Genomic DNA, 18,863 nt, shown 5'->3' with positions numbered 1-18,863 from the left:
GACGGCATGTCCGCCGTCGCCGACCGCGCGCCAAGCACGTCCAGCGCCCCCGCCTTGCCGCGGGAGGTGGAGGCGCGCCCCTGGGCCAGGGTGGTGGCCGGCAGCGACCTTGCCGCTCTCGAAGCCGACTGGCGCGCGCTCGAAACAAGCGCGCTGGTGACGCCCTACCAGTCCTATGACTGGGTCCGGCCCTTCGTCGCGACGATCGGGCAGGCCGAGGACATGGACTTCCGCTTCATCCGGGTCGAGGACAGCCTGGGCAGGCTGCTCGCCCTGTTCCCGCTGGTGATCACCAGGCGTCTCGGCACGCGCTTCGCCGAATTCATCGGCGGCAAGCACGCCAACTATCACATGGCGCTCTACCGGCCGGATTTCGCTGAGGCGCTCGATGCGGCGGCGACGCAAGTGCTGCTGCGGGAGATCGGCGCGGCGATCGGCGGGATCGACGCACTGTTCCTGATCAACCAACCGACCGCCTGGCAGGGCATCGCCAATCCGCCGGCGATGCTTGCCGCCGGGCAGAGTCCGAGCCGCGCCTACAAGCTCGCGCTCGAACCGGGCAATGGCGAGGGCACGCTCCGGCGCTCGATGAGCAAGCATGCCCGCAAGAAGCTGACGACCAAGCGCAATCGCTTCGCCGAGTTCGGCTCGTCCGAATTAATCCAGGCCCATAGTGAAGCCGAGATCGCGCGCGTACTCGACGCCTTCCTGGCGCAGAAGGCCGCCCGTTTCGCCCAGATGGGCCTGCCCGACCCGTTCGCCCCGCCGGCGATCCGCGCTTTCCTGTGCGAGGGCGCGCTCGGACAACCTGGCCGGTCGCCGGCAATCGAGCTCTATTCGCTCGACCTCGCCGGCCGCTCGGTCGCGACCTATGTCGGCGCCGTGCAAGGCGAGCGCTTCTCCGGCATGGCGACCTCCTTCGACCTCGGCTCGGAGACCGCGCGCACCAGCCCGGGCGAAATCCTGCTGATCGAGCTGATCAAGTGCAAATGCCAGGCCGGCTTCAGCATGTTCGACCTCGGCGTCGGCGAGGCCCGCTACAAGACGACGATCTGCGACGACAGCGACGAGCTGGTCGACACCTTCTTCCCGTTGACCGCCAAGGGGCGGGCCTATGCTGGCTACAGCCAGGCCAAGCGGGCGCTGAAGCGGCGGATCAAGGCCTCGCCCCTCGCCCTCAAGGCGGCGCAACGTGTCCTCGGGCTGCTGAGACGCCGCAAGCCGGCAGAGGCAGACGAATAGCTGCTGCTGACAGATGCTGACAAGCGATCGGGTTTGATCAGCCCCGCAACCTTCACGGAGCGGGCGAGATGACGATCATCAGCGGCAGCTGCCATTGCGGCGCGACCAGATTCGAGGTGCTGGAGCCGGTAACCGAGGTGGTCGCCTGCACCTGCTCGATCTGCTCGAAGCGCGGCGCGTTGTGGAGCTATCACAAGCCGGCCCAGTTCCGGCTGCTGACACCGCGCGAGAGCCTCTCGACCTATCGCTGGCAGAGCCGGATGGTCGCGCATCATTTCTGCGGCAATTGCGGCTGCACCACCTACACCGAGTCGCCGGACTGGTCGAGCGGCGAGCCGGATTTCGACAATCCGAAGGTCGCGGTGAATGCGCGCGCGCTCGATGATTTCGACCTCACTGCCGTCCCGGTCACGGTGATCGACGGCAAGAACCTCTGGTAGGCAGGCTCAGGCCGGAACCGGCTCCTTCTCCTGCGGGACCAGCTCGACCGTCTCCGGCGTCTCGACCATGACGAGCGCGATCGGGGCTGCCATCAGATCTGTCAGGCGATAGGCGACCTCGACGGCGTGGCCGTTGCCGATATGGCCGGCCATGACCAGCGCGCCCTGGGCGCGGCCCAGCAGCGGCGCCAGCGTCTCGGCATCATCGGTCGAGGCGGCAGCGACCAGCACCCAGTCATAGGTCTCGCAGAGGGCATCGAGCGCGACGTCGACGATGTCGGACGCCGCCAGCACCGCTGCGCGCCCGGCCCGGCCCGAAGCGATCTCGTGCAGGCGGGAATCCGGCTCGCGGGTGATGATGTCGGAGAACATCGCCTCGCCGGCGAGCAGTTCGGAGAAGCCGGCCCGCTCGCGATCGCCGTCGCTGGCAAGATCGACAAGGATGCAGCGGCTGCGCTCGGAGAGAAGCTGCGCCAGCGCCCGCGGCGACGCCTCTCCCGGCTCGGCGCCGTCCAGCACCACGACGAGCGGCGCATGGCCTTCGCTGGCCTTGTTGACGCAAGCGGCAAGATCGGCCGCGCCCGCCTCGGGGTCGGCAAGGTCGAGGTGCAGCTGGCCGACGCGCCCACCATGAGTCAGGAGTCCGGCAATGCGCTCGCGGCGGGGCGGCGGCGCCTTCGCGACGCTGTCCTCGTCCTCCTCCGGAGTCTCCACCAGCGGCTCGGCGCGCGCCCGCATCTTGCGGCGCGGCGCTTCCTCGGCCGGAGCCGGGGCGGCGCCGTTCAGGAGCTCGCGCGAAACCACCACCGCCAGCGCGGCCAGGAAGGTCGCGAGCGTCGCGACGACCATGGTCGGCAGCTTCTTCGGGAAGGAGGGCTGTGTCGGCTCGACGGCGCGCGAGATGATGCGGGCATCGGCCGGCGTCGCATTCTGGGCATCGCGGGCGAGCGCCTCGCGATAGCGCAGCATGTACTGCTCGAGCTGCTCGCGCTGGGTGCGGGCCTCGCGCTCCAGCGCACGCAGCTGGACCTCGTCGTCATTGGCGCCGGAGACGGTCTTCTTCTGGCCATCGAGCGCGGCGGTGACGCTCTCGACGCGCTGGCCCGCGATCTTGGCCTCGTTCTCCAGCGTGCGCACGGCGCGCTCGGCTGCGGCGCGAATCTGGCCCTCGAGGTCGGCGAGCTGGGCGTTCAGCTCCTTGATGCGCGGATGTTCCGACAGGAGATTGCGCGATTCGAGCGCAATCTGGGCGCGCAGGTTGACGCGCTGCTCGATCAGGCGACGGACGAGCTCGTTATTGGCGACATCGGGAATCTCGAAGGTGCGCCCGCCCTTGATCGCGTCGCGGATGATCGCAGCCTTGGCCTGGGCTTCGGACTGCTGGTTGCGCGCATTGGAGAGCTGCGTCGACAGATCGGCGAGCTGCTGGGCGGTGATCGTCGTGTTGTTGGTGCCGACCAGCAGGCCGTGGCGGGAGCGGAACGCCTCGACCTTGGCCTCGGATTCAGCCAGCTTCTTGCGCAACGGCTCGATCGTGGTGGAGAGCCAGGACGAGGCGCTGCGGGCCGTGTCCTGCTTGGCCGCCTCCTCCATGTCGAGATAGACGGCGGCGATTTCATTGGCGGCCTTGGCGGCGAGCGCAGGGTCGCGCGAGGTGAACTCGATCGAGACGATGCGCGAGCGCCCGACCGGGAAGACCAGCAGCCGGTCGTAATAGGTTTCCAGTACCCGCTCCTCCGGCGAGCGGTCGGCCGGATGGGCGCCGATGCCGAGCAGCACGCCGATCTTCTTCAAGGCCCCGAGCGCGCCGGCTCCGGAATCGAACTCCGAATTGCCGACCAGACCGATGCGCTTGATCGCCTCACGCGCGAGGTCGCGCGACATGATGACCTGGACCTGGCTCTGCACGCCTTCCGGATCGAATTGCTGGCCGGAGCTGTCAGCCGTCTGCCCCGGCCGGGTGTAGTAACTGTCGCGGCTCTGCAGCAGGAGCTGGGCCTGGCCGGTGTAGCGCGGCGGAATGACGTTGACCGCGACGAAGGACAAGCCCAGCGCCGCCAGAGTCGGCCCGATGATCCAGAGCTTCCTCGCCTTGATCGCGGTCCACAGGGCCGGCAGATCGAGCAGGTCGGAGCGGCTCTCGCCGGCAGCCGCAACGGTGTCGTAGCGAGCGGTCATGAGGCTTCCATTCACGCAGAACTCGCGCGCCCCTGAAGGGCACGTAGCGTCATCTGACCCCATTAAGGTTAGTGGCCGGTTAAGAGAGGCGCGCTCGAATATGCCGCGAAGAGCCGGTCCGATCAGGTTTTGTTAACCATGACGACCTATCCCTAGGGGCATGTCTCGATGGGTCCGCCGGTGATGATGAGTAGACATCCCGTCTGTCTGGCGCTTGCCGCCGCGCTTGCCATGGCTGGCTGCGCGCCGCGCGTCGTCGCGCCGGAATTCGCCGTCGAGACGACAGCGCCCTACCAGCTCGCCAGCGGCGACCGGCTGCGCGTCATCGTCTTCGGCCAGGACAATCTCTCCAACATCTACGCCGTCGACGGCTCCGGCCGGATCTCGATGCCGCTGATTGGCGCCGTCGAGGTGCAGGGGCGCACGACGCAGCAGCTCGAACGGGCGATCGAGGCGAAGCTGCGCGGCGGCTATCTGCGCGAACCCAAGGTTTCGGTCGAAGTCGATGCCTACCGGCCGTTCTTCGTGCTCGGCGAAGTGACCAATTCCGGCCAGTTCCCGTTCGTGAACGGCATGACGGTGCAGACGGCGGTGGCGATCGCCGGCGGTTTCACCCCGCGCGGCCAGCGCAACTATGCCGAGGTCACCCGCCTGATGGACGGCCAGCTCGTCACCGGCACGGTGCCGATCACCTATCCGGTCAGGCCCGGCGACACGATCGTGATCAAGGAACGCTGGTTCTGACCACACCCCAGGGCCTTGCGACCATGTCCGCCGCTCCCCTGACGATCCTGCACGTCTTCCGCGCCCCGCTCGGCGGGCTGTTCCGGCACGTGCTCGACCTCGCCCGTGGCCAGATCGACCGCGGCCATGCGGTCGGCATCTTCTGCGATTCGACCACCGGCGGCGTGCGCGCCGACCAGGTCTTCGCCGAACTCGGGCCGCAACTTTCGCTCGGTGTCACCCGCGTGCCGATGTCGCGCTATCCCAGCCTCACCGACATGCGCGCGCAGGCCTCGGCCGTATCGACCCGCAAGCGGATCGCACCGCAGATCGTGCATGCGCACGGCTCGAAGGGCGGCGTCTACGCCCGCCTGCCAGCACTGGTCTCTCCGGGACGGCGTTATGTCACCGCCTACACGCCGCATGGCGGCAGCTTCAACTACAAGCCGGGCAGCACCGAGCACCGCATCTACATGGCGATCGAGCGCCTGCTCGAGCCGGCAACCGACATGTTCCTGTTCGAGAGCGCCTTCATCGCCGGGCGCTTCGAAGCCCATATCGGGCATAAGCCGCGCACCGATCATCGCATCGTGCTGAACGGCATCTCCGAGGCCGAATTCGAGCCGATCGACCATGCGTCAGCCAAGTTCGATCTCGTCTATCTCGGAGAGCTGCGTTCAGCGAAGGGTGTCGACACGCTGATCGAAGCACTCGCGCTGCTGAAGCGCAGGGATGGGCTGACGCCGCGCATCCTGATCGTCGGCTCCGGGCCGGACGAAGCCCTGCTGCGGCAGATGACGGTCGACCAGGGCGTCGCGGGCCAATGCGTGTTCGAGCCGCCTGGACCGATCCGCGCCGCACTCGCCAAGGCCCATGTGATGGTGATCCCGTCTCGGGCCGAGTCCCTGCCCTATGTGATCCTTGAAGCGGCAGCGGCGGCGCAGCCGCTGATCGCCACCGATGTCGGCGGCATCAAGGAGATCTATGGCCCCGACCATGCCGCCCGGCTGATCCGTCCGAACGAGCCGACCATCCTGGCCGACGCGATCCGCAAGGCGCTGGCGACGCCGGCAGAAGAGCGCCTCGACGAGGCTGCCGACCTCGCCTCGCATGTCCGGGCGAATTTCCGCCTCGACACCATGGTCGACGGCGTGATCGGCGCCTATCGCACCGCGCTCGCCAGACGCATCGGCTGACGCTCGACAGCCAAGCGGTCGCTTCCGGTTCCGCTTTCGCGAATCCTCCCCTATGCTCGTCTCGTCGCGGGCTCCCGGCGTTGGCCCTGTCCGCTCGCGGCGCGAACCAGTTCGGACGGCGCGTGCATGTGGCGCAACGAACGCAAGGCGAGCGCGCGCCGCGCGCGGCTCGAACGCGAATGGACGCGGCTTTTCCGCTATGCCTGCGCGCTGACGCGCGACCGGGAGCGAGCCGCCGATGCCGCCCAGGAAGCTGCCTTGCGGGTTCTGACGGCCAAGAGCGAACCGGCGGATGACCCCGCCTATCGCCGCTGGCTCTACAGCATCCTGCGCAACCTGCTGATCGACCAGATCCGGCGACTGCAGCGCGAGCAGGGCACGCCGGCGCCTGAGCCGGCCGATTGGCGTTTCGACGAACGCGCGCTCAGCGCGATCACGGTTCGGCAGGCGCTGGAGCAGTTGCCCGTCGCGATGAAGGAGGTGGTGGTCTTGGTCGATCTCGACGGCTTCAGCTATGCGGAGGCGGCGGCGCTGATCGGCGTGCCGGCCGGCACCGTCATGAGCCGCCTGTCGCGGGCCCGGGCCATGCTGCTTTCGATCATAGGGGGAGCCAATATCCGCGTGCTCCCGACGCGCCATGCCGCATCGAACTGACCAGTCGCCCCCATCGGATTGGGAGACGCTCAACGCCTTCGCCGATGGCGAGCTGGCGCCCGTCGAGCAGCGCGTCCTGGCGGAGCGGCTGGCGACTTCGCCGGAGACGGCGGAGAGGCTGCGCAGCATCGTCAGGCTGAAGCAGGGACTGCGAGGGCTGCCGGCTGATGTTGCACCGCCCCTGCCCTCGCTTTCGACGGCGCCGCGACAGCGCTGGCACCGAGCCGCTGCCATCGCTGCGGCTCTCGTCATCGCCGCAGCTGTCGCCTTTACGCCGATCCTGTTACGGCGCGATGCCTCCGACGCCTTCCTCTCGGCGTCGATGGCGGCGCATGAGCAATTCGCGAGCGCGCCGGCCCAGCCTGCGGCGATAGTCGCGCCAGCCGCGGCCTTGCCAGTCGCCAACGAGCTCTCTCGTCTTGGCCTGCAGCCGGTCTGGCAGACGGCTTCGGCTTCGGGTGAGGTCAGGATCGGCTTCATCGGCGCGCGCGGCTGCCGGCTCAGCCTGCATGTCAGCTCGCATGACGAGCCGGCGCCGGCACCCGCGCAGGCCGATGCGGCGCTGACGGGCTGGAATGCCGGCGGGCGCGGTTATCTCCTGATCGCAACCGGAATGCCTCAGGCGCGTTTCGAAATGATCGCGGGCTTCATCAAGGCCCTGACGAGCGAGCCTGCCGACAAGGTCGAGCCTCTGCGCACCGCCCTGCAGAACGAGTGGCGCAACGCGCAGCCCTGCCTCGCCTAAAATAGTTTCCGGCAGGATGGAATGATCCGGCCCGCTCGCGCGTCTTGTTCCTCAGAAGCCGGCGCAATGGCGACGCCGCGAGGGAGGACAGCATGGCGAAGCAGGAACGGTCCCTGGGCGAACTCTATGGCGACGATCCGGAGCGCGGCGACGCTCTCGCCTTCGGCCGCCGCACCGGCTCCTCGCGCCGCGGCTTCCTCGGTGGCGCCGGGCTCGCGGCAATGGGCGCGGCGGTCGGGGGCTCCATCCCGTTTTCCGACAATATGCCCGGCGGTCTGATCCCTGCCGCATTGGCGCAAGGGGCGCCGCCCGCCTCGCCTGCCCCATCCGCGGCCCCGGCAGCGGCTGCGCCCAAGGGTCCGCAAATCCTCGATTTCCCCGGGAAGGCCAAGGGCCTCGTCCTGCTCGGCGACCGGCCCCTCGTCGCCGAGACGCCGGAGCACATGCTCGACGACGACACTACGCCGATCGAGAAATTCTACGTTCGCAACAACGGCCAGACGCCGGAGCCCTTCACCGAGGGCGATGCCTGGGAGCTGACCATCGACGGCGAGGTCAACACGCCGCTGAAGATCAAGCTCGGCGAACTCAAGCAGAAGTTCACGCACAAGACCTTCCGCATGGTGCTGGAATGCGGCGGCAATGGCCGCTCCTTCTTCCAGCCGCAGGCGCGCGGCAATCAGTGGACCAATGGCGGCGCCGGCTGCGCCGAATGGACCGGCGTGCCGCTCGCCGACGTGCTGCAGAGCGCCGGCCTGAAATCGACCGCCGTCCACACCGGCAATTTCGGCGCCGACCAGCACCTCTCGGGCGATGCCACCAAGGATGCGATCTCGCGCGGCGTGCCGATCGCAGCGGCGCTGGAGCCGCATGCGCTCCTGGTCTGGGGGATGAACGGCCAGCCGCTCCCGGCCATTCATGGCGGACCGCTGCGGGTGATCATCCCCGGCTTCCCGGCCTCGGTCTCGCATAAATGGCTGAAGCGGATCGCGATCCGCGACAAGGTGCATGACGGCCAGGGCATGGGCGGCACCTCCTATTCGGTCGCGATCAAGCCGATGATCCCGGGCGGCAAGACGGACGACTCCAACATGCGCACCATGACCGACATGCCGGTGCGCGGCATCATCACCAACCCGGCCAACGGCACGCGCCTCGCCGCCGGCACGCGCAAGCTCGCTTTGCGCGGCGCCGCCTGGGACGGGCATGAGGGCGTGTCGCGCGTCGATGTCTCGATCGATTTCGGCGCGACCTGGCAGCCGGCGAAGGCCGCCGAGCCGAAGAACCGCTATGACTGGCGGCGCTGGACCGCCGATGTCGAGCTCCCGTCCGACGGCTATTACGAGCTCTGGGTCCGGGCCACCGACAGCAAGGGACGGGCGCAACCGCATGTCGCCGGCGGCTGGAACCCGCAGGGCTATGGCGCCAACCCGATGCACCGGGTCGCGGTTCTGGTCGGGTGAGCAGCATGAGCGCACCTATCCGCCGCGCCGGGCTCGCGCTCGGCGCGGGATTTCTCTTTGCCGCGCAGGCGGCGCTGGCGCAGGCCCCCGCCCCATCCGAAGAGACGCCGGAGATGTTCCCGGCCGGGCCGAACCGCGACGAGGCCTTCTATGCCTGCATCGCCTGCCACAACTTCAAGCTGGTCGCAGCCCAGGGGCTGAGCCGCGAGAAATGGGGCGAGACGCTCGACTGGATGGTGACCAAGCACAACATGCCGCCCCTCGCCGCAGACGAGCGCGGCAAGGTGCTCGACTATCTCGCCGAGGTCTTTCCGCCGAAGGCGCCGAGCCAGCAGGGCGGGTGGAAGAACCCATTCCTGAACTGAGACGGCCCCGTCCAGTCAGAACAGCTTGAGCGCGACCACGCCGGCGACGACCAGCGCGATGCCGAGCCAGCCGGCCGGGCGGATGCGCTGGCCGAAGGCGAGCGCGCCGACCACGGCCGTCAGCACGAGGCCGACGCCGCCCCAGACGGCGTAGGCGACCGAAAGGTCCATGCCGCGGATCGCCTGCGCCAGGGCGGCGAAGGCGCCGACGACACAGAGCACGCCGAGGATGCCGACGAGCCGGCGCTTCAGCCCGTCTGAGATCTTGAGCAGGCTGGTGCCGATCACCTCGAGGGCGACGGCGAGTGCAAGCCAGGCAAGCGCGAAGGCCTGCGCGGAGGCGGCGAAGGTCACACCAGCCTCCGCTCATCCTCCTCGGTGGCGTCGTGACCGACGCCACGTTCCAGCAGCACGATGCCGCCGATGATCAGGGCGAGCGCCAACAGGCGCCCGGCCGTGAGGTGCTCGGCGAAGAAGGCATGGCCGATCAGGGCGATGCCGACGATGCCGAGGCCTTCCCAAACCGCATAGGCGACCGCCATCGGGATGACCCGCAGGGCGATGCTGAGCAGGGCGAAGGACAATCCGATCAGCACGAGCGGCAGGACCGCGACGAGGACCGGGGCCGCGACGAAGGCCTTCAGGGCCGACGTCGCGAGCAGCTCGACGGCAATGGCCGCGAGCAGGATCAACCAATGAAAAGACATAAGTCACACAGGGGCGCTGGCCCGGGGCGCAGGCGGCGCGGGTGCGGCGTCTGCGGGGTGCGCATCGTTAGCGTTTGTAAGACGAAGTTTGAGATGAAGGGAGCGTTCAGGCTTTCGCCCAAGGCCAGCACACGCCCAAGCCCAAATCACCGGAAATACCCGTGGGCAAGGTCAATGAAATATGTGCTTCTCAGACACTCATCGTCGCCTGAAATGCCTGAATCTATGCTTTTTGTCAACTCGAACACGACTTTTGACGGTTTCGACACCTGTTTTCCGACTATCGAAACCATCAGCTAATACCTTGAAGGCCCGAGCGAAAATCGACCTTCATAGGCACGAAAAAAGATGCTCCGACGAAGCGGTTTCGGGCCGCCCGCGACGCGCGAAATTCACCTCAAATCCCGATCGCTTCCGCAGAGTCCGATTAAGTCTTCCGAGAGCAATTTGCGCTAGGTCACGGTGGCTTTCAGCACGGCGGGCGTGTCCGCCGCCGCGCGCGAGGACTGGACGAGATGGGCGCTTTCGACGTTCGCGACCTGATCAAGGCGGATTCAGCCGGCTCCGCGCCAACGAGTGGAGACCCCGGCACCACCCGCGCCTTCCACCCGCTGGCCGAGCGGATCGCCGCCATGCCGGTCAAGCAGACGCTGTCGCCGGTGCTGATCGAGGGGCTGGTGCGCCTCGCCGACGTGCTGGTGATCCTCGGTGTCGGCGGGCTGATCTTCGCCTTCTATGTCGCCGGCAAGGTCGACTACGCCCTTCCCTATCAGGTCACTGTGCCATTGATGGCGGTCGGCGCGCTCGCCGTCTTCCAGGCGCTGCATCTCTACCATGTCGGCGCGCTGCGCAATTTCATCGGCATGGTGGTGCGCGTTTCGGCCGGCTGGACGGTGCTGTTCCTGTTGGCGCTCGCCGCCTTCTTCTTCCTCAAGATCAGCGACCAGGTCTCGCGCGTCTGGCTGGCCAGCTTCTATGCCGTCGGCCTCGTGCTGCTGCTGGCCGAGCGGCTGGCTGTCTCGCAGATCGTGCTGCGCCTCACCCGGATGGGCCGGCTAGAACGGCGCACCGCGGTCGTTGGCGGCGGGCCGGCCGGCGAGGAGCTGATCAAGGCGCTGGAAGCCCAGCGCGACACCGGCCTGCGCATCTGCGGCGTCTTCGACGACCGCAATGACGACCGCTCGCCCGATCTCGTCGCCGGTTATCCCAAGCTCGGCACGATCGACGACCTCGTCGAGTTCGCGCGCCGCACCAAGCTCGACCTGGTGATCTTCACCCTGCCGATCTCGGCCGAGGCGCGCCTGCTCGCCATGCTGCGCAAGCTCTGGGTGCTGCCGATCGACATCCGGCTCTCGGCCCATATGTCGAAGCTGCGCTTTAGGCCGCGCTCCTACTCCTATATCGGCGCCGTTCCCGTGCTCGACGTGTTCGACCGGCCGATCGCTGACTGGGACATCGTCGTCAAATGGGTGTTCGACAAGATCGTCGGCACGCTGGCGCTGATCGCGCTCTCGCCGCTGATGATCGCGACCGCGATCGCGGTCAAGCTCGACTCCCGCGGCCCGATCCTGTTCCGCCAGAAGCGCTACGGCTTCAACAACGAGATGATCGAGGTGCTGAAGTTCCGCTCGCTCTATCATGAGATGAGCGACTTCAAGGCCGCCAAGCAGGTCACGCGGGACGACCCTCGCGTCACCCGCGTCGGCCGGTTCATCCGCAAGACCTCGATCGACGAATTGCCGCAGCTGCTCAATGTCGTGTTCAAGGGCAATCTCTCGCTGGTCGGCCCGCGCCCACACGCGGTCCACGCCACCATGCAGAACCGCGCCTATGAGCAGGTCGTCGATGGCTATTTCGCCCGGCACAAGGTTAAGCCCGGCATCACCGGCTGGGCCCAGATCCATGGCTGGCGCGGCGAGACCGACACCGAGGACAAGATCCAGCGCCGCGTCGAGCATGATCTCTACTACATCGAGAACTGGTCGGTGCTGCTCGACCTCTACATCCTGATCAAGACGCCGTTCTCGCTGATGACCAAGAACGAGAACGCCTATTGAGCACGCTGGCGCAGCGGCAGGATGACGCGCCCCGACGCAGGGGGCTGACGATCTCCCATGCCGCGATCAAGCGCGGCACGCTGTGGCTCTTGCTGGCGGTAAGCTTCATCGCCCTGATCGAGCCCTCGCCTTACGAGTTCGTCTTCCCGATCACGCTGCTCGTCTTCGCGATCACCGGCATCCGCTTCTCGCAGAAACTGCTGCCGATGGCGGTGCTGCTGCTCGTCTACAATATCGGCGGTGTGATCGCCTTGATCCCCTGGATGGACGAGGCGCCCTCGGTGCGCTTCACCGCCGTCTCGGTCTATCTGATGATCACGGCGATCTTCTTCGCGGCGATCATGGCGGAGGACCCGCTCGGCCGGCTCGAGACGCTGCGCAAGGGCTATCTCTTCGCCGCCTGGTGCGCCGGCCTTGCCGCCGTGCTCGGCTATTTCGATGTCGGCGGCCTGTCCGGCGTCTTCACCTACGCCTCGCGGGCCTCGGGTACGTTCAAGGACCCGAACGTGCTCGGCCCCTTCCTGGTGCTGCCGCTGATCTACCTGCTGCACGCGGTGATCATCGGCCGGATCGGACTGGTGAAGGGCTTTCTGCTGCTGAGCATCCCGCTGCTGGCGCTGTTCCTGTCGTTCTCTCGCGGCGCCTGGGTCAATCTCGCCGTGTCGGCGCTGATGATGACGGGATTGACCTTCCTGACCTCGACCAACACGGCGCAGCGCGCCCGCATCGTCTTCCTGACGGTGGTCATGCTGGTGCTGCTGGTGGTGGCGCTGCTGATCGCGCTCTCCTTCGAGAACATCCGCGCCATCTTCGAGCTGCGCGCCAATCTTGACCAGGACTATGACCAGGGCGTCACCGGCCGCTTCGGCAACCAGCTGCGCTCGCTGCCGATGCTGCTCGACCTGCCGAACGGCTTCGGGCCGCTGCGCTTCCGCTTCCACTTCCCGGAAGACCCGCACAACGTCTACATCAACGGCTTCGCCTCCTATGGCTGGCTCGGCGGCTTCGCCTATCTGGCGCTGACGGCCGCGACCTGTATCGCCGGCTGGCGCGTCGTCTTCCGCCGCTCGCCCTGGCAGGGACACGCGATCGTGCTATGGTCGGTACTGTTCGTCACGATCCTGCAGGGCTTCCAGATCGACACCGACCACTGGCGGCATTTCTACCTGATGCTCGGCCTGATCTGGGGAATGGCGGCTTTGCCGGCGCAGGCAGGAAACGCTCGGCGCCCCTAGCGCCCCTCGAAACAGTGGCCAATCGAGGGGTCACCGGCACTCCGTCAGCTCGCCATTGCTGACCTTGTGGCTGTGGCAGGTCGCGGGTCGGGTCGCCTCCTGCGCGCAGGCGGAGAGGCCGAAGGTGACCACCAGCAGGGCAAGCCTGATTCCGGCTGAGCCGATCGACAATCCGTTCATATGCCGCCTCTGAACCTTAAACGACTTCTCTTCCCAAGGCGGGTGCTGGCGTCTGCCTCGCAGCAGCCCTAGTCATCAGGTGTATGGCGTTAACACCTATGTGTGGCTGACCAGAGTTCACCGGCCTGTCATTATACTCATGCCCTTCGGGCGTTCCTCCCCAAAAAACTAGCCCGGCTCCGCTTTTGCGGGACCGGGCTTCTTTCGTTTCATCCAGCGGCCTTGCTTGCGCGGTTCGATCTCGCGGCCCGGCTGTGCCATGCTGCCGTTCCGTTCCGAATCCAGGAGCGCAAGCCGTTGGGGCGGCTCGCCTAGCCTACTGACAATGAAGAAGAAAATGGTCGGAGCGAGAGGATTCGAACCTCCGACCCCTTGTCCCCCAGACAAGTGCGCTAACCGGGCTGCGCTACGCTCCGACGGGTCGGCTTATAGAGTGCACGACGCCGCGATGCAACGCGGCAATTGCCAGTTGGCGGTGCGGAATTCACAGCGGCTTGTCGTCATGCGGCGTCGGCGCAACCTCTGCCGGGGTGATGCCCCTTCGGGTGCTCCGGCGCACCAGCGTGCGCACGAGCCCGGCGAACACGATCGCCAGCGGCAGAGCCATCACCGCGTTGTTCTCGAATGCGAGCCAGAGCGAGGCCGCCAGCGTCGCGACGGCGGCCAAGGCGAGCAGGAGGTTGGTCATGCCGGCCACCGCCCGGCCACGGCACAGCGACGCGAGGCTAAGCCCCGCGCGGCGGCCAATCCAGAATTCAGCCGACCAACCATGCCCCGACTTTCCTGGCGGCGCGAGCTACCGTCAAGCGAAGTTCAGGGCGGGGCGCCTTGTCTGCCGTGGGCGCTGCTTGTCAGCCGGGCTCCCACTGCGCCGGATACGCCGCTCGCTCTTCAGCCGGGGCGGGCGCAGTTCGGTGCCGACGGTCGGCAAAATGGCGGACGACGTTACGGTCATGGCGGCCATCAGTCCGAAAGGATCGAACACGCCGGCGACGGTCCGCAGACCGATGCGCGCCTGCGCATTGGCGTACTCGGCGGCCTGCTCGCGCACCCTGTCGGCAAGGACCTCGAAGAGGTTGAACATCATGGCTTTCTGCTCCGTGCCGCATCGCGGCGTCGCGAGGACAACGCGCGAGAACGGTCGAGGTGCCACCGAGACGCGACAACCCCGGGCTGCTGCGTCATGCTGCGACACCTCGAGCCGGGGAAAAGCCCGATGATCCGCCCCGCCCTGTTCGCGCTATTCGGCCTGCTTCTCCATGGTGGGGAGGCCCAGGCCTCGCTGTTCTGCCTCGTCCCCGAAACCGGCGACGGCTTCGTCGCCTTGCGCGCGGCGCCCAGCGCGCAGGGCCGGCTGATCCTGCGCATGAGGGCCGGCGACGAGGTCCAGATCGTCGAAGGCGGACGCGGCGGCTGGAGCAAGGTCAGGCACTGGCCCGGCGATGCCAGGCTGGCGAAGGGCTATGACCGCTTCACCGAGGGCCATGTCGCGCGCCGCTTCCTGAAGGAGTGCGGTTGAGCGGTGGCCGGGATAGCTGGCGAGTGCGAGCGAAGGCCCGGAACGGCAAGAATTCATTAACGAATTCTGTTCAAATGCGGTTCACAAGGTGAAGGTTATCTTCATGATACTGGCACCGATTCGTGGAGGCCCCGTCATGACCCTGGACTGGCGCAACAGCCTGATGCTCGGCTTCATCGCGGCGGTGTTCGTCGCCTGCCTGTTCGGCCCCTATATGATCTCCGTGATGCTCGGCGGGCTCGGCCTGACATGCTATCTCTCGAAGCACATCAGGCCTGAAGCCTGACCCTATCAGGCCGCGAGCGCCGTGCGCTGCGCCAGCCACTCCCGCACCAGCCCCAGATCAGCCTGCGACAGGCCATGACCGGTCGGCAGGCTGCGGTGCTCCACCGAAGCCCCTGCCCCGATCAGCGTCGCCGCCAGCCGCGCCGCATTCTCCTCCGGGATGATCGGATCGAAGCTGCCGGAGACGATCAGCACCGGCTTGGCCGCCAACGCTGCCGCAGGCGGCCTGGCGAAGGGCGACATCGCCCGCAGCAGGACCGCGCCCGAGAGCGCCTCCGGCCGCAGCAGCAGCATCGCAGCGGCGATGTTGGCGCCATTCGAGAAGCCAAGCGCGATCGGCGCCGGCAGCCCGTATTCCGCCCGCGCCTGCTCGACGAAGTCGGCGAGCTCATGCGTACGCCGGATGAGGTCGTCCTCGTCGAAGACGCCCTCCGCCAGGCGGCGGAAGAACCGCGGCATGCCGGCCTCGAGCGTGCGGCCACGCGGCGAGAGCAGTGCAGCCCCTGGCGCGAGCGTGCGCCCGAGCGGCAGGAGATCGTTCTCGTCGCCGCCGGTGCCATGCAGCAGCAGGAGCGGCGCCTGGCCGGGCGCGGTCGCCGGCTCGAAGCGATGGATGAAGGTTTCAGACGCGCTCATGGCACGGCCTCCTTTCGGGATGTTCGTTGAGGGGCGCCCCGCCCGGAGGCGGAGCGCTTTTGAGGTTCAGGCCAAGGCCGGCAGGACCGCCTCGATCTCGGCGCGGCGCGCCTCGTAACGCGCCGGCAGCTTGAGCGTGCCGCCAAGGTCGTCGGCCGGCTCGTCGATGGCGAAGCCAGGCGCATCGGTCGCGATCTCGAACAGCACGCCGCCGGGCTCGCGAAAGTAGACGGAGCGGAAATAGTTCCGGTCCCTCTGCTCGGTGGGGCGCAGACCGAATGTGTCGACCAGCGTCTTCACCATGCGGGCCTGCTCGGCGTCGTCGCCGGCGCGGAAGGCGATGTGGTGCACCGAGCCCGCGCCCATCCGGGCCGGCAGGAATCCGCCGGCGGCGCGCAGGTCGACGACGCTGCCATGAGCGGTGCCTTCGGCCCGCATGCGGACGATGTCGCCCTCGCGACCGGCCTCGGCAAAGCCGAACACGTCGCGCAGGATCGCGGCGGTCGTCTCCGTCTTGTCGAGCAGCAAGGTAACGCCGTGGAAGCCGCGGATCGCGGATTCGGCCGGCACCTCGCCATTGTCCCAGGCCGGCTCGCTTTCGCTGCCGGGCACCGCGACCAGCGCCAGCCGCATGCCGTCCGGATCGCGGAAGGCCTGCACGGTCTCGCCGAAGCGCTTCTGCGGAGCATCATGGGCGACGCCGTTGGCGATGAGGCGATGCGTCCAGTAGCCGAGCGCCGCCTCCGGGATGCGGAAGGAAGTCACTTCCGTCTCACCGACGCCGAGCCGGCCGGGAGCGACGTGCTCCCAGGGAAAGAAGGTCAGGATGGTGCCGGGATTGCCGCCGGCATCGCCGAAATAGAGATGCCAGGTGGTCGGGTCATCGAAATTCACTGTCTTCTTCACCAAGCGCAGGCCGAGGACGCGGCTGTAGAAGTCGAGATTGCGGCGCGCCGGGCCGGCGATGGCAGTGACGTGGTGGATGCCGTTGATCTGCATGATGTCGTCCTCCGGGCCGCAGGAGGCTGCCCTCGTTGAGCCCGAAGATGATTGCAGTTCGGCAAAATGCCAGATCGCAATCATTGCATACCAGCAATGTCATTCTCTGAAATTGCCAATTTGAATTGCCAATTCGAAATCGTCATTCTTCACCGCAGACCAAACCGGTCCTTCGGAGAAAGACCATGATCGACACCCGTTTCGCCCCCTATGGCGCCCTCGCTCTGCGTGTCGCGCTCGGCGTCATGTTCATCGCCCACGCCTATCTGAAGCTCGCCGTCTTCACCGTTCCCGGCTTCGCCGGCTTCCTCGGCCAGATCGGGCTGCCCGGCTTCCTCGCCTGGCCGATCATCCTGGCGGAGCTCCTCGGCGGGCTTGCCATCCTGACCGGCTTCTATGGCCGCTATGTCTCGCTCCTGCTGCTGCCGGTCCTGCTCGGCGCGCTCAGCGTCCATGCCCCCAATGGCTGGCTCTTCACCGCTCCGAACGGCGGCTGGGAATATCCCGCCTTCCTCGCTTTGACCGCCTTCGCCCATGTCCTGATCGGCGACGGTGCGCTGGCGCTGCGTCCGGCCGGCGTCTCGGCCGCGGCCAAGCCCGCTCTGGCCTGAGCTCCACCGCTCACCACGACAGAACGGGCGACAGGTTGCTGCAACCTGTCGCCCGTACCATGTTCAGGGAGCTGACTTCCCTGGAGCCGCCCGCTTGCCGAACGCCGCCTCTTCCGTCGCCTGGGACGATTTCCGGCTGATCAAGGCCATCGCTGAGGCGCGCAGCCTGCCCGCCGCTGCCGAATTGATCGGCCTCAACCATTCGACCGTGTTCCGCCGGCTCGGCCAGATCGAGGAAAGCCTCGGGACGCGCCTGTTCGAGCGGCATCGCTCCGGCTACGTGCCGACGCCCGCCGGCGAGGAGATGGCCGTCCTGGCCGAGCGGCTCGAGACCGACATCGCCGGCTTCACCCGGCGCCTCGCCGGCCGCGAGATTCTGCCGGCTGGCGAGCTGCGCGTCACCACCAACGACTCGCTGCTGGTCGAATTGCTGACGCCGCTCTTCGCCGCCTTCATGAAGCAGTGCCCGGACATCAAGCTCGACATCCTGCTCGGCAACCAGGCGCTCAATCTCAGCAAGCGCGACGCCGATGTCGCCATCCGCGCCACCGACAATCCGCCTGAGAACCTGATCGGCCGGCGCGTCGCCCAGATCGGCTGGGCACTCTATGGCCGCGCCACGGATTTTCCGGAAGGCGCACCGCCTGATCAGGCCGAGCTTACGCAGCAGCGCTGGATCTCGCTCGGCGACCAGTTCAGCAATTTCAAGGTCGTGCAGTATCGGCAGAAGCACATCCCGGCCGACCAGACCGTTTACAAGCTCAACACGGTTCTGGGCCTCGCCGAAGCGGTCGAGGCCGGCATCGGCATCGGCTTCCTGCCCTGCTTCATCGCCGACAAGCGTCCTGGTCTCGTCCGGCTCGCGCCTCCCCAGACCGGTTATGCCGCCGATCTGTGGCTGCTGACCCATCCCGACCTGCGCCACTCGCCGCGCGTGCGGCTCTTTCTCGATTTCATGGCCCAGGAACTGGCCAAGCTGCGGCCGCTGATGGAAGGCGGCGCGACAGGCCGGGAGAGCACCGAGGCGCCCTCGCCGGCCGAAGCTTGAGGCAGGCCGTCAGGCGGCCTGGCGGTTGATCCCGGATTCCGCCAGCTTGGTCAGCTTGCTGTCGGCGGCATGCTCCTCGTCGAGATTCTGCTGCAGCAGAGCAGCGCAGTCCTCGCGGCCAAGCTGCTTGGCCCAGGCGGTCAGCGTGCCGTAGCGGGTGATCTCGTAATGCTCGACCGCCTGCGCCGCAGCAATGATCGCCGCGTCCAGCACCTGCTTGTCCTCGACCTCGCCGGTCACCTCGTCCGCCTCTTCGAGGATACCGTCGATCGCCGGGCAATCGGTCCCCTTGGCCTCGACGCCATGTTGCTGGAAGACCTGCTCGAGCCGGCGGATATGGCCTTCGGTCTCGCCGAGATGGGCTTGCAGGCCGTTGCGCAGCTGGGTGTCCGTCGCCTTCTCGATCATGGTCGGCAGAGCTTTCCTGATCTGCTTCTCGGCGTAATAGATGTCCTGGAGCTGATGCACGAAAAGATCGTCCATCGTCTTGATATCCTTGGAAAACAGGCCCATGCCTTCCTCCTGTCCGCTTATGTCCGGATTGCTGAAACCGACGCCGTCTGCCGACGACATGCTTCCC

General features: G+C 67.2%; 23 protein-coding genes and 1 tRNA gene. 14 read left to right on the top strand and 10 right to left on the bottom strand.

Translation table 11 applies throughout. The features are described 5' to 3' along the window. Positions 1 to 6 precede the first annotated feature (6 nt). Together ACQKLX_RS11080 and ACQKLX_RS11075 are read left to right on the top strand one after the other, a co-directional pair. Positions 7 to 1,242, top strand: a complete 1,236-nt coding sequence (locus ACQKLX_RS11080) for a GNAT family N-acetyltransferase (RefSeq protein ID WP_427361630.1) — start codon at positions 7 to 9, stop codon at positions 1,240 to 1,242. Positions 1,243 to 1,310: 68 nt separating this feature from the next. Next, positions 1,311 to 1,682, top strand: coding sequence for a GFA family protein (locus ACQKLX_RS11075; RefSeq protein ID WP_427361629.1), 372 nt, complete (start codon positions 1,311 to 1,313; stop codon positions 1,680 to 1,682). Positions 1,683 to 1,688: 6 nt separating this feature from the next. Here the strand turns inward: ACQKLX_RS11075 and ACQKLX_RS11070 are convergent, their stop codons facing one another. Further along, positions 1,689 to 3,860 carry a GumC family protein gene (locus tag ACQKLX_RS11070; RefSeq protein ID WP_427361628.1) on the bottom strand — a complete coding sequence of 724 codons (2,172 nt, stop codon included), beginning with the start codon at positions 3,858 to 3,860 and terminating at the stop codon, positions 1,689 to 1,691. Positions 3,861 to 4,046: 186 nt separating this feature from the next. On the opposite strand from ACQKLX_RS11070, the gene ACQKLX_RS11065 reads away from it, so the two are divergent. The 6 genes from ACQKLX_RS11065 to ACQKLX_RS11040 all read left to right on the top strand — a co-directional run bounded on the left by ACQKLX_RS11065 (position 4,047) and on the right by ACQKLX_RS11040 (position 9,006). Beyond that, positions 4,047 to 4,604 (top strand): polysaccharide biosynthesis/export family protein, encoded by a 558-nt coding sequence (locus ACQKLX_RS11065; RefSeq protein WP_427361627.1) that lies wholly within the window; start codon positions 4,047 to 4,049, stop codon positions 4,602 to 4,604. Positions 4,605 to 4,627: 23 nt separating this feature from the next. Next, a complete protein-coding gene (locus tag ACQKLX_RS11060) occupies positions 4,628 to 5,779 on the top strand; it encodes a glycosyltransferase (protein WP_427361626.1) in 1,152 nt (383 codons plus the stop codon). Positions 5,780 to 5,905: 126 nt separating this feature from the next. Next, entirely contained in the window at positions 5,906 to 6,433 is a 528-nt protein-coding gene (locus tag ACQKLX_RS11055; RefSeq protein WP_427361625.1) for an RNA polymerase sigma factor, read from the top strand. Next, positions 6,417 to 7,178 (top strand): anti-sigma factor family protein, encoded by a 762-nt coding sequence (locus tag ACQKLX_RS11050; protein WP_427361624.1) that lies wholly within the window; start codon positions 6,417 to 6,419, stop codon positions 7,176 to 7,178. The genes ACQKLX_RS11055 and ACQKLX_RS11050 overlap by 17 nt, the downstream gene beginning before the upstream one ends. Positions 7,179 to 7,270: 92 nt before the next feature. Next, positions 7,271 to 8,641: a sulfite oxidase gene (locus tag ACQKLX_RS11045; protein WP_427361623.1), complete on the top strand. Its 1,371-nt coding sequence runs from the start codon at positions 7,271 to 7,273 to the stop codon at positions 8,639 to 8,641. A 5-nt stretch (positions 8,642 to 8,646) separates the two neighbouring features. After that, positions 8,647 to 9,006 (top strand): hypothetical protein, encoded by a 360-nt coding sequence (locus ACQKLX_RS11040; protein ID WP_427361622.1) that lies wholly within the window; start codon positions 8,647 to 8,649, stop codon positions 9,004 to 9,006. 15 nt (positions 9,007 to 9,021) lie between these two features. On the opposite strand, the gene mdtI is transcribed toward ACQKLX_RS11040, so the two are convergent. Further along, positions 9,022 to 9,360, bottom strand: a complete 339-nt coding sequence (gene mdtI, locus ACQKLX_RS11035) for a multidrug/spermidine efflux SMR transporter subunit MdtI (protein WP_427361621.1) — start codon at positions 9,358 to 9,360, stop codon at positions 9,022 to 9,024. Next, entirely contained in the window at positions 9,357 to 9,713 is a 357-nt protein-coding gene (locus tag ACQKLX_RS11030) for a DMT family transporter (RefSeq protein WP_427361620.1), read from the bottom strand. The genes mdtI and ACQKLX_RS11030 overlap by 4 nt, the downstream gene beginning before the upstream one ends. A 515-nt stretch (positions 9,714 to 10,228) precedes the next feature. On the opposite strand from ACQKLX_RS11030, the gene ACQKLX_RS11025 reads away from it, so the two are divergent. Together ACQKLX_RS11025 and ACQKLX_RS11020 are read left to right on the top strand one after the other, a co-directional pair. Next, the gene (locus tag ACQKLX_RS11025; RefSeq protein WP_427361619.1) at positions 10,229 to 11,770 is read left to right on the top strand and encodes an undecaprenyl-phosphate glucose phosphotransferase; all 1,542 of its coding nucleotides are present in this window, start codon (positions 10,229 to 10,231) and stop codon (positions 11,768 to 11,770) included. Further along, positions 11,767 to 13,005: an O-antigen ligase family protein gene (locus ACQKLX_RS11020; protein WP_427361618.1), complete on the top strand. Its 1,239-nt coding sequence runs from the start codon at positions 11,767 to 11,769 to the stop codon at positions 13,003 to 13,005. The genes ACQKLX_RS11025 and ACQKLX_RS11020 overlap by 4 nt, the downstream gene beginning before the upstream one ends. A gap of 30 nt (positions 13,006 to 13,035) precedes the next feature. Here ACQKLX_RS11020 and ACQKLX_RS11015 read toward each other — a convergent pair whose 3' ends face one another. The 4 genes from ACQKLX_RS11015 to ACQKLX_RS11000 all read right to left on the bottom strand — a co-directional run bounded on the left by ACQKLX_RS11015 (position 13,036) and on the right by ACQKLX_RS11000 (position 14,272). Next, positions 13,036 to 13,185 (bottom strand): hypothetical protein, encoded by a 150-nt coding sequence (locus tag ACQKLX_RS11015; RefSeq protein ID WP_427361617.1) that lies wholly within the window; start codon positions 13,183 to 13,185, stop codon positions 13,036 to 13,038. Between the two features lie 338 nt (positions 13,186 to 13,523). Further along, positions 13,524 to 13,601, bottom strand: a tRNA-Pro gene (locus tag ACQKLX_RS11010). A 68-nt stretch (positions 13,602 to 13,669) separates the two neighbouring features. After that, positions 13,670 to 13,873, bottom strand: a complete 204-nt coding sequence (locus ACQKLX_RS11005) for a hypothetical protein (RefSeq protein WP_427361616.1) — start codon at positions 13,871 to 13,873, stop codon at positions 13,670 to 13,672. A 114-nt stretch (positions 13,874 to 13,987) separates the two neighbouring features. Continuing rightward, positions 13,988 to 14,272, bottom strand: a complete 285-nt coding sequence (locus tag ACQKLX_RS11000; protein ID WP_427361615.1) for a hypothetical protein — start codon at positions 14,270 to 14,272, stop codon at positions 13,988 to 13,990. Between the two features lie 129 nt (positions 14,273 to 14,401). Between ACQKLX_RS11000 and ACQKLX_RS10995 the strand changes: the two genes are divergently transcribed. Further along, the gene (locus ACQKLX_RS10995) at positions 14,402 to 14,704 is read left to right on the top strand and encodes an SH3 domain-containing protein (RefSeq protein ID WP_427361614.1); all 303 of its coding nucleotides are present in this window, start codon (positions 14,402 to 14,404) and stop codon (positions 14,702 to 14,704) included. A 136-nt stretch (positions 14,705 to 14,840) separates the two neighbouring features. Continuing rightward, the gene (locus ACQKLX_RS10990) at positions 14,841 to 14,990 is read left to right on the top strand and encodes a hypothetical protein (RefSeq protein WP_159650342.1); all 150 of its coding nucleotides are present in this window, start codon (positions 14,841 to 14,843) and stop codon (positions 14,988 to 14,990) included. Between the two features lie 5 nt (positions 14,991 to 14,995). On the opposite strand, the gene ACQKLX_RS10985 is transcribed toward ACQKLX_RS10990, so the two are convergent. Then, complete coding sequence (locus ACQKLX_RS10985; protein ID WP_427361613.1) at positions 14,996 to 15,625, bottom strand: alpha/beta hydrolase; 630 nt, start codon at positions 15,623 to 15,625, stop codon at positions 14,996 to 14,998. Positions 15,626 to 15,691: 66 nt separating this feature from the next. Further along, entirely contained in the window at positions 15,692 to 16,624 is a 933-nt protein-coding gene (locus tag ACQKLX_RS10980; protein ID WP_427361612.1) for a ring-cleaving dioxygenase, read from the bottom strand. 185 nt (positions 16,625 to 16,809) lie between these two features. On the opposite strand from ACQKLX_RS10980, the gene ACQKLX_RS10975 reads away from it, so the two are divergent. Together ACQKLX_RS10975 and ACQKLX_RS10970 are read left to right on the top strand one after the other, a co-directional pair. Further along, positions 16,810 to 17,235 carry a DoxX family protein gene (locus tag ACQKLX_RS10975; protein ID WP_427361611.1) on the top strand — a complete coding sequence of 142 codons (426 nt, stop codon included), beginning with the start codon at positions 16,810 to 16,812 and terminating at the stop codon, positions 17,233 to 17,235. A 94-nt stretch (positions 17,236 to 17,329) separates the two neighbouring features. Further along, positions 17,330 to 18,283, top strand: coding sequence for a LysR family transcriptional regulator (locus ACQKLX_RS10970; protein WP_427361610.1), 954 nt, complete (start codon positions 17,330 to 17,332; stop codon positions 18,281 to 18,283). Positions 18,284 to 18,292: 9 nt separating this feature from the next. Here the strand turns inward: ACQKLX_RS10970 and ACQKLX_RS10965 are convergent, their stop codons facing one another. Continuing rightward, positions 18,293 to 18,796, bottom strand: coding sequence for a YciE/YciF ferroxidase family protein (locus ACQKLX_RS10965; RefSeq protein ID WP_427361609.1), 504 nt, complete (start codon positions 18,794 to 18,796; stop codon positions 18,293 to 18,295). Positions 18,797 to 18,863: the final 67 nt, after the last annotated feature.

The organism is Allobosea sp. NPDC003192, from assembly GCF_050275675.1.
Classification (GTDB): Bacteria; Pseudomonadota; Alphaproteobacteria; order Rhizobiales; family Beijerinckiaceae; genus Allobosea.
Note: the sequence above shows the minus strand (reverse complement) of the source record. Positions and strands in the feature narration are given on the sequence as shown.

Excerpts from the sequence above, each read along its gene's own strand:
- ACQKLX_RS11080 (WP_427361630.1), top strand. The coding sequence starts at position 7 with ATGTCCGCCGTCGCCGACCGCGCGCCAAGCACGTCCAGCGCCCCCGCC.
- ACQKLX_RS11075 (WP_427361629.1), top strand. The coding sequence starts at position 1,311 with ATGACGATCATCAGCGGCAGCTGCCATTGCGGCGCGACCAGATTCGAG.
- ACQKLX_RS11070 (WP_427361628.1), bottom strand. The coding sequence starts at position 3,860 with ATGACCGCTCGCTACGACACCGTTGCGGCTGCCGGCGAGAGCCGCTCC.
- ACQKLX_RS11065 (WP_427361627.1), top strand. The coding sequence starts at position 4,047 with ATGAGTAGACATCCCGTCTGTCTGGCGCTTGCCGCCGCGCTTGCCATG.
- ACQKLX_RS11060 (WP_427361626.1), top strand. The coding sequence starts at position 4,628 with ATGTCCGCCGCTCCCCTGACGATCCTGCACGTCTTCCGCGCCCCGCTC.
- ACQKLX_RS11055 (WP_427361625.1), top strand. The coding sequence starts at position 5,906 with ATGTGGCGCAACGAACGCAAGGCGAGCGCGCGCCGCGCGCGGCTCGAA.
- ACQKLX_RS11050 (WP_427361624.1), top strand. The coding sequence starts at position 6,417 with ATGCCGCATCGAACTGACCAGTCGCCCCCATCGGATTGGGAGACGCTC.
- ACQKLX_RS11045 (WP_427361623.1), top strand. The coding sequence starts at position 7,271 with ATGGCGAAGCAGGAACGGTCCCTGGGCGAACTCTATGGCGACGATCCG.
- ACQKLX_RS11040 (WP_427361622.1), top strand. The coding sequence starts at position 8,647 with ATGAGCGCACCTATCCGCCGCGCCGGGCTCGCGCTCGGCGCGGGATTT.
- ACQKLX_RS11030 (WP_427361620.1), bottom strand. The coding sequence starts at position 9,713 with ATGTCTTTTCATTGGTTGATCCTGCTCGCGGCCATTGCCGTCGAGCTG.
- ACQKLX_RS11025 (WP_427361619.1), top strand. The coding sequence starts at position 10,229 with ATGGGCGCTTTCGACGTTCGCGACCTGATCAAGGCGGATTCAGCCGGC.
- ACQKLX_RS11015 (WP_427361617.1), bottom strand. The coding sequence starts at position 13,185 with ATGAACGGATTGTCGATCGGCTCAGCCGGAATCAGGCTTGCCCTGCTG.
- ACQKLX_RS11005 (WP_427361616.1), bottom strand. The coding sequence starts at position 13,873 with ATGACCAACCTCCTGCTCGCCTTGGCCGCCGTCGCGACGCTGGCGGCC.
- ACQKLX_RS11000 (WP_427361615.1), bottom strand. The coding sequence starts at position 14,272 with ATGATGTTCAACCTCTTCGAGGTCCTTGCCGACAGGGTGCGCGAGCAG.
- ACQKLX_RS10995 (WP_427361614.1), top strand. The coding sequence starts at position 14,402 with ATGATCCGCCCCGCCCTGTTCGCGCTATTCGGCCTGCTTCTCCATGGT.
- ACQKLX_RS10990 (WP_159650342.1), top strand. The coding sequence starts at position 14,841 with ATGACCCTGGACTGGCGCAACAGCCTGATGCTCGGCTTCATCGCGGCG.
- ACQKLX_RS10985 (WP_427361613.1), bottom strand. The coding sequence starts at position 15,625 with ATGAGCGCGTCTGAAACCTTCATCCATCGCTTCGAGCCGGCGACCGCG.
- ACQKLX_RS10980 (WP_427361612.1), bottom strand. The coding sequence starts at position 16,624 with ATGCAGATCAACGGCATCCACCACGTCACTGCCATCGCCGGCCCGGCG.
- ACQKLX_RS10975 (WP_427361611.1), top strand. The coding sequence starts at position 16,810 with ATGATCGACACCCGTTTCGCCCCCTATGGCGCCCTCGCTCTGCGTGTC.
- ACQKLX_RS10965 (WP_427361609.1), bottom strand. The coding sequence starts at position 18,796 with ATGGGCCTGTTTTCCAAGGATATCAAGACGATGGACGATCTTTTCGTG.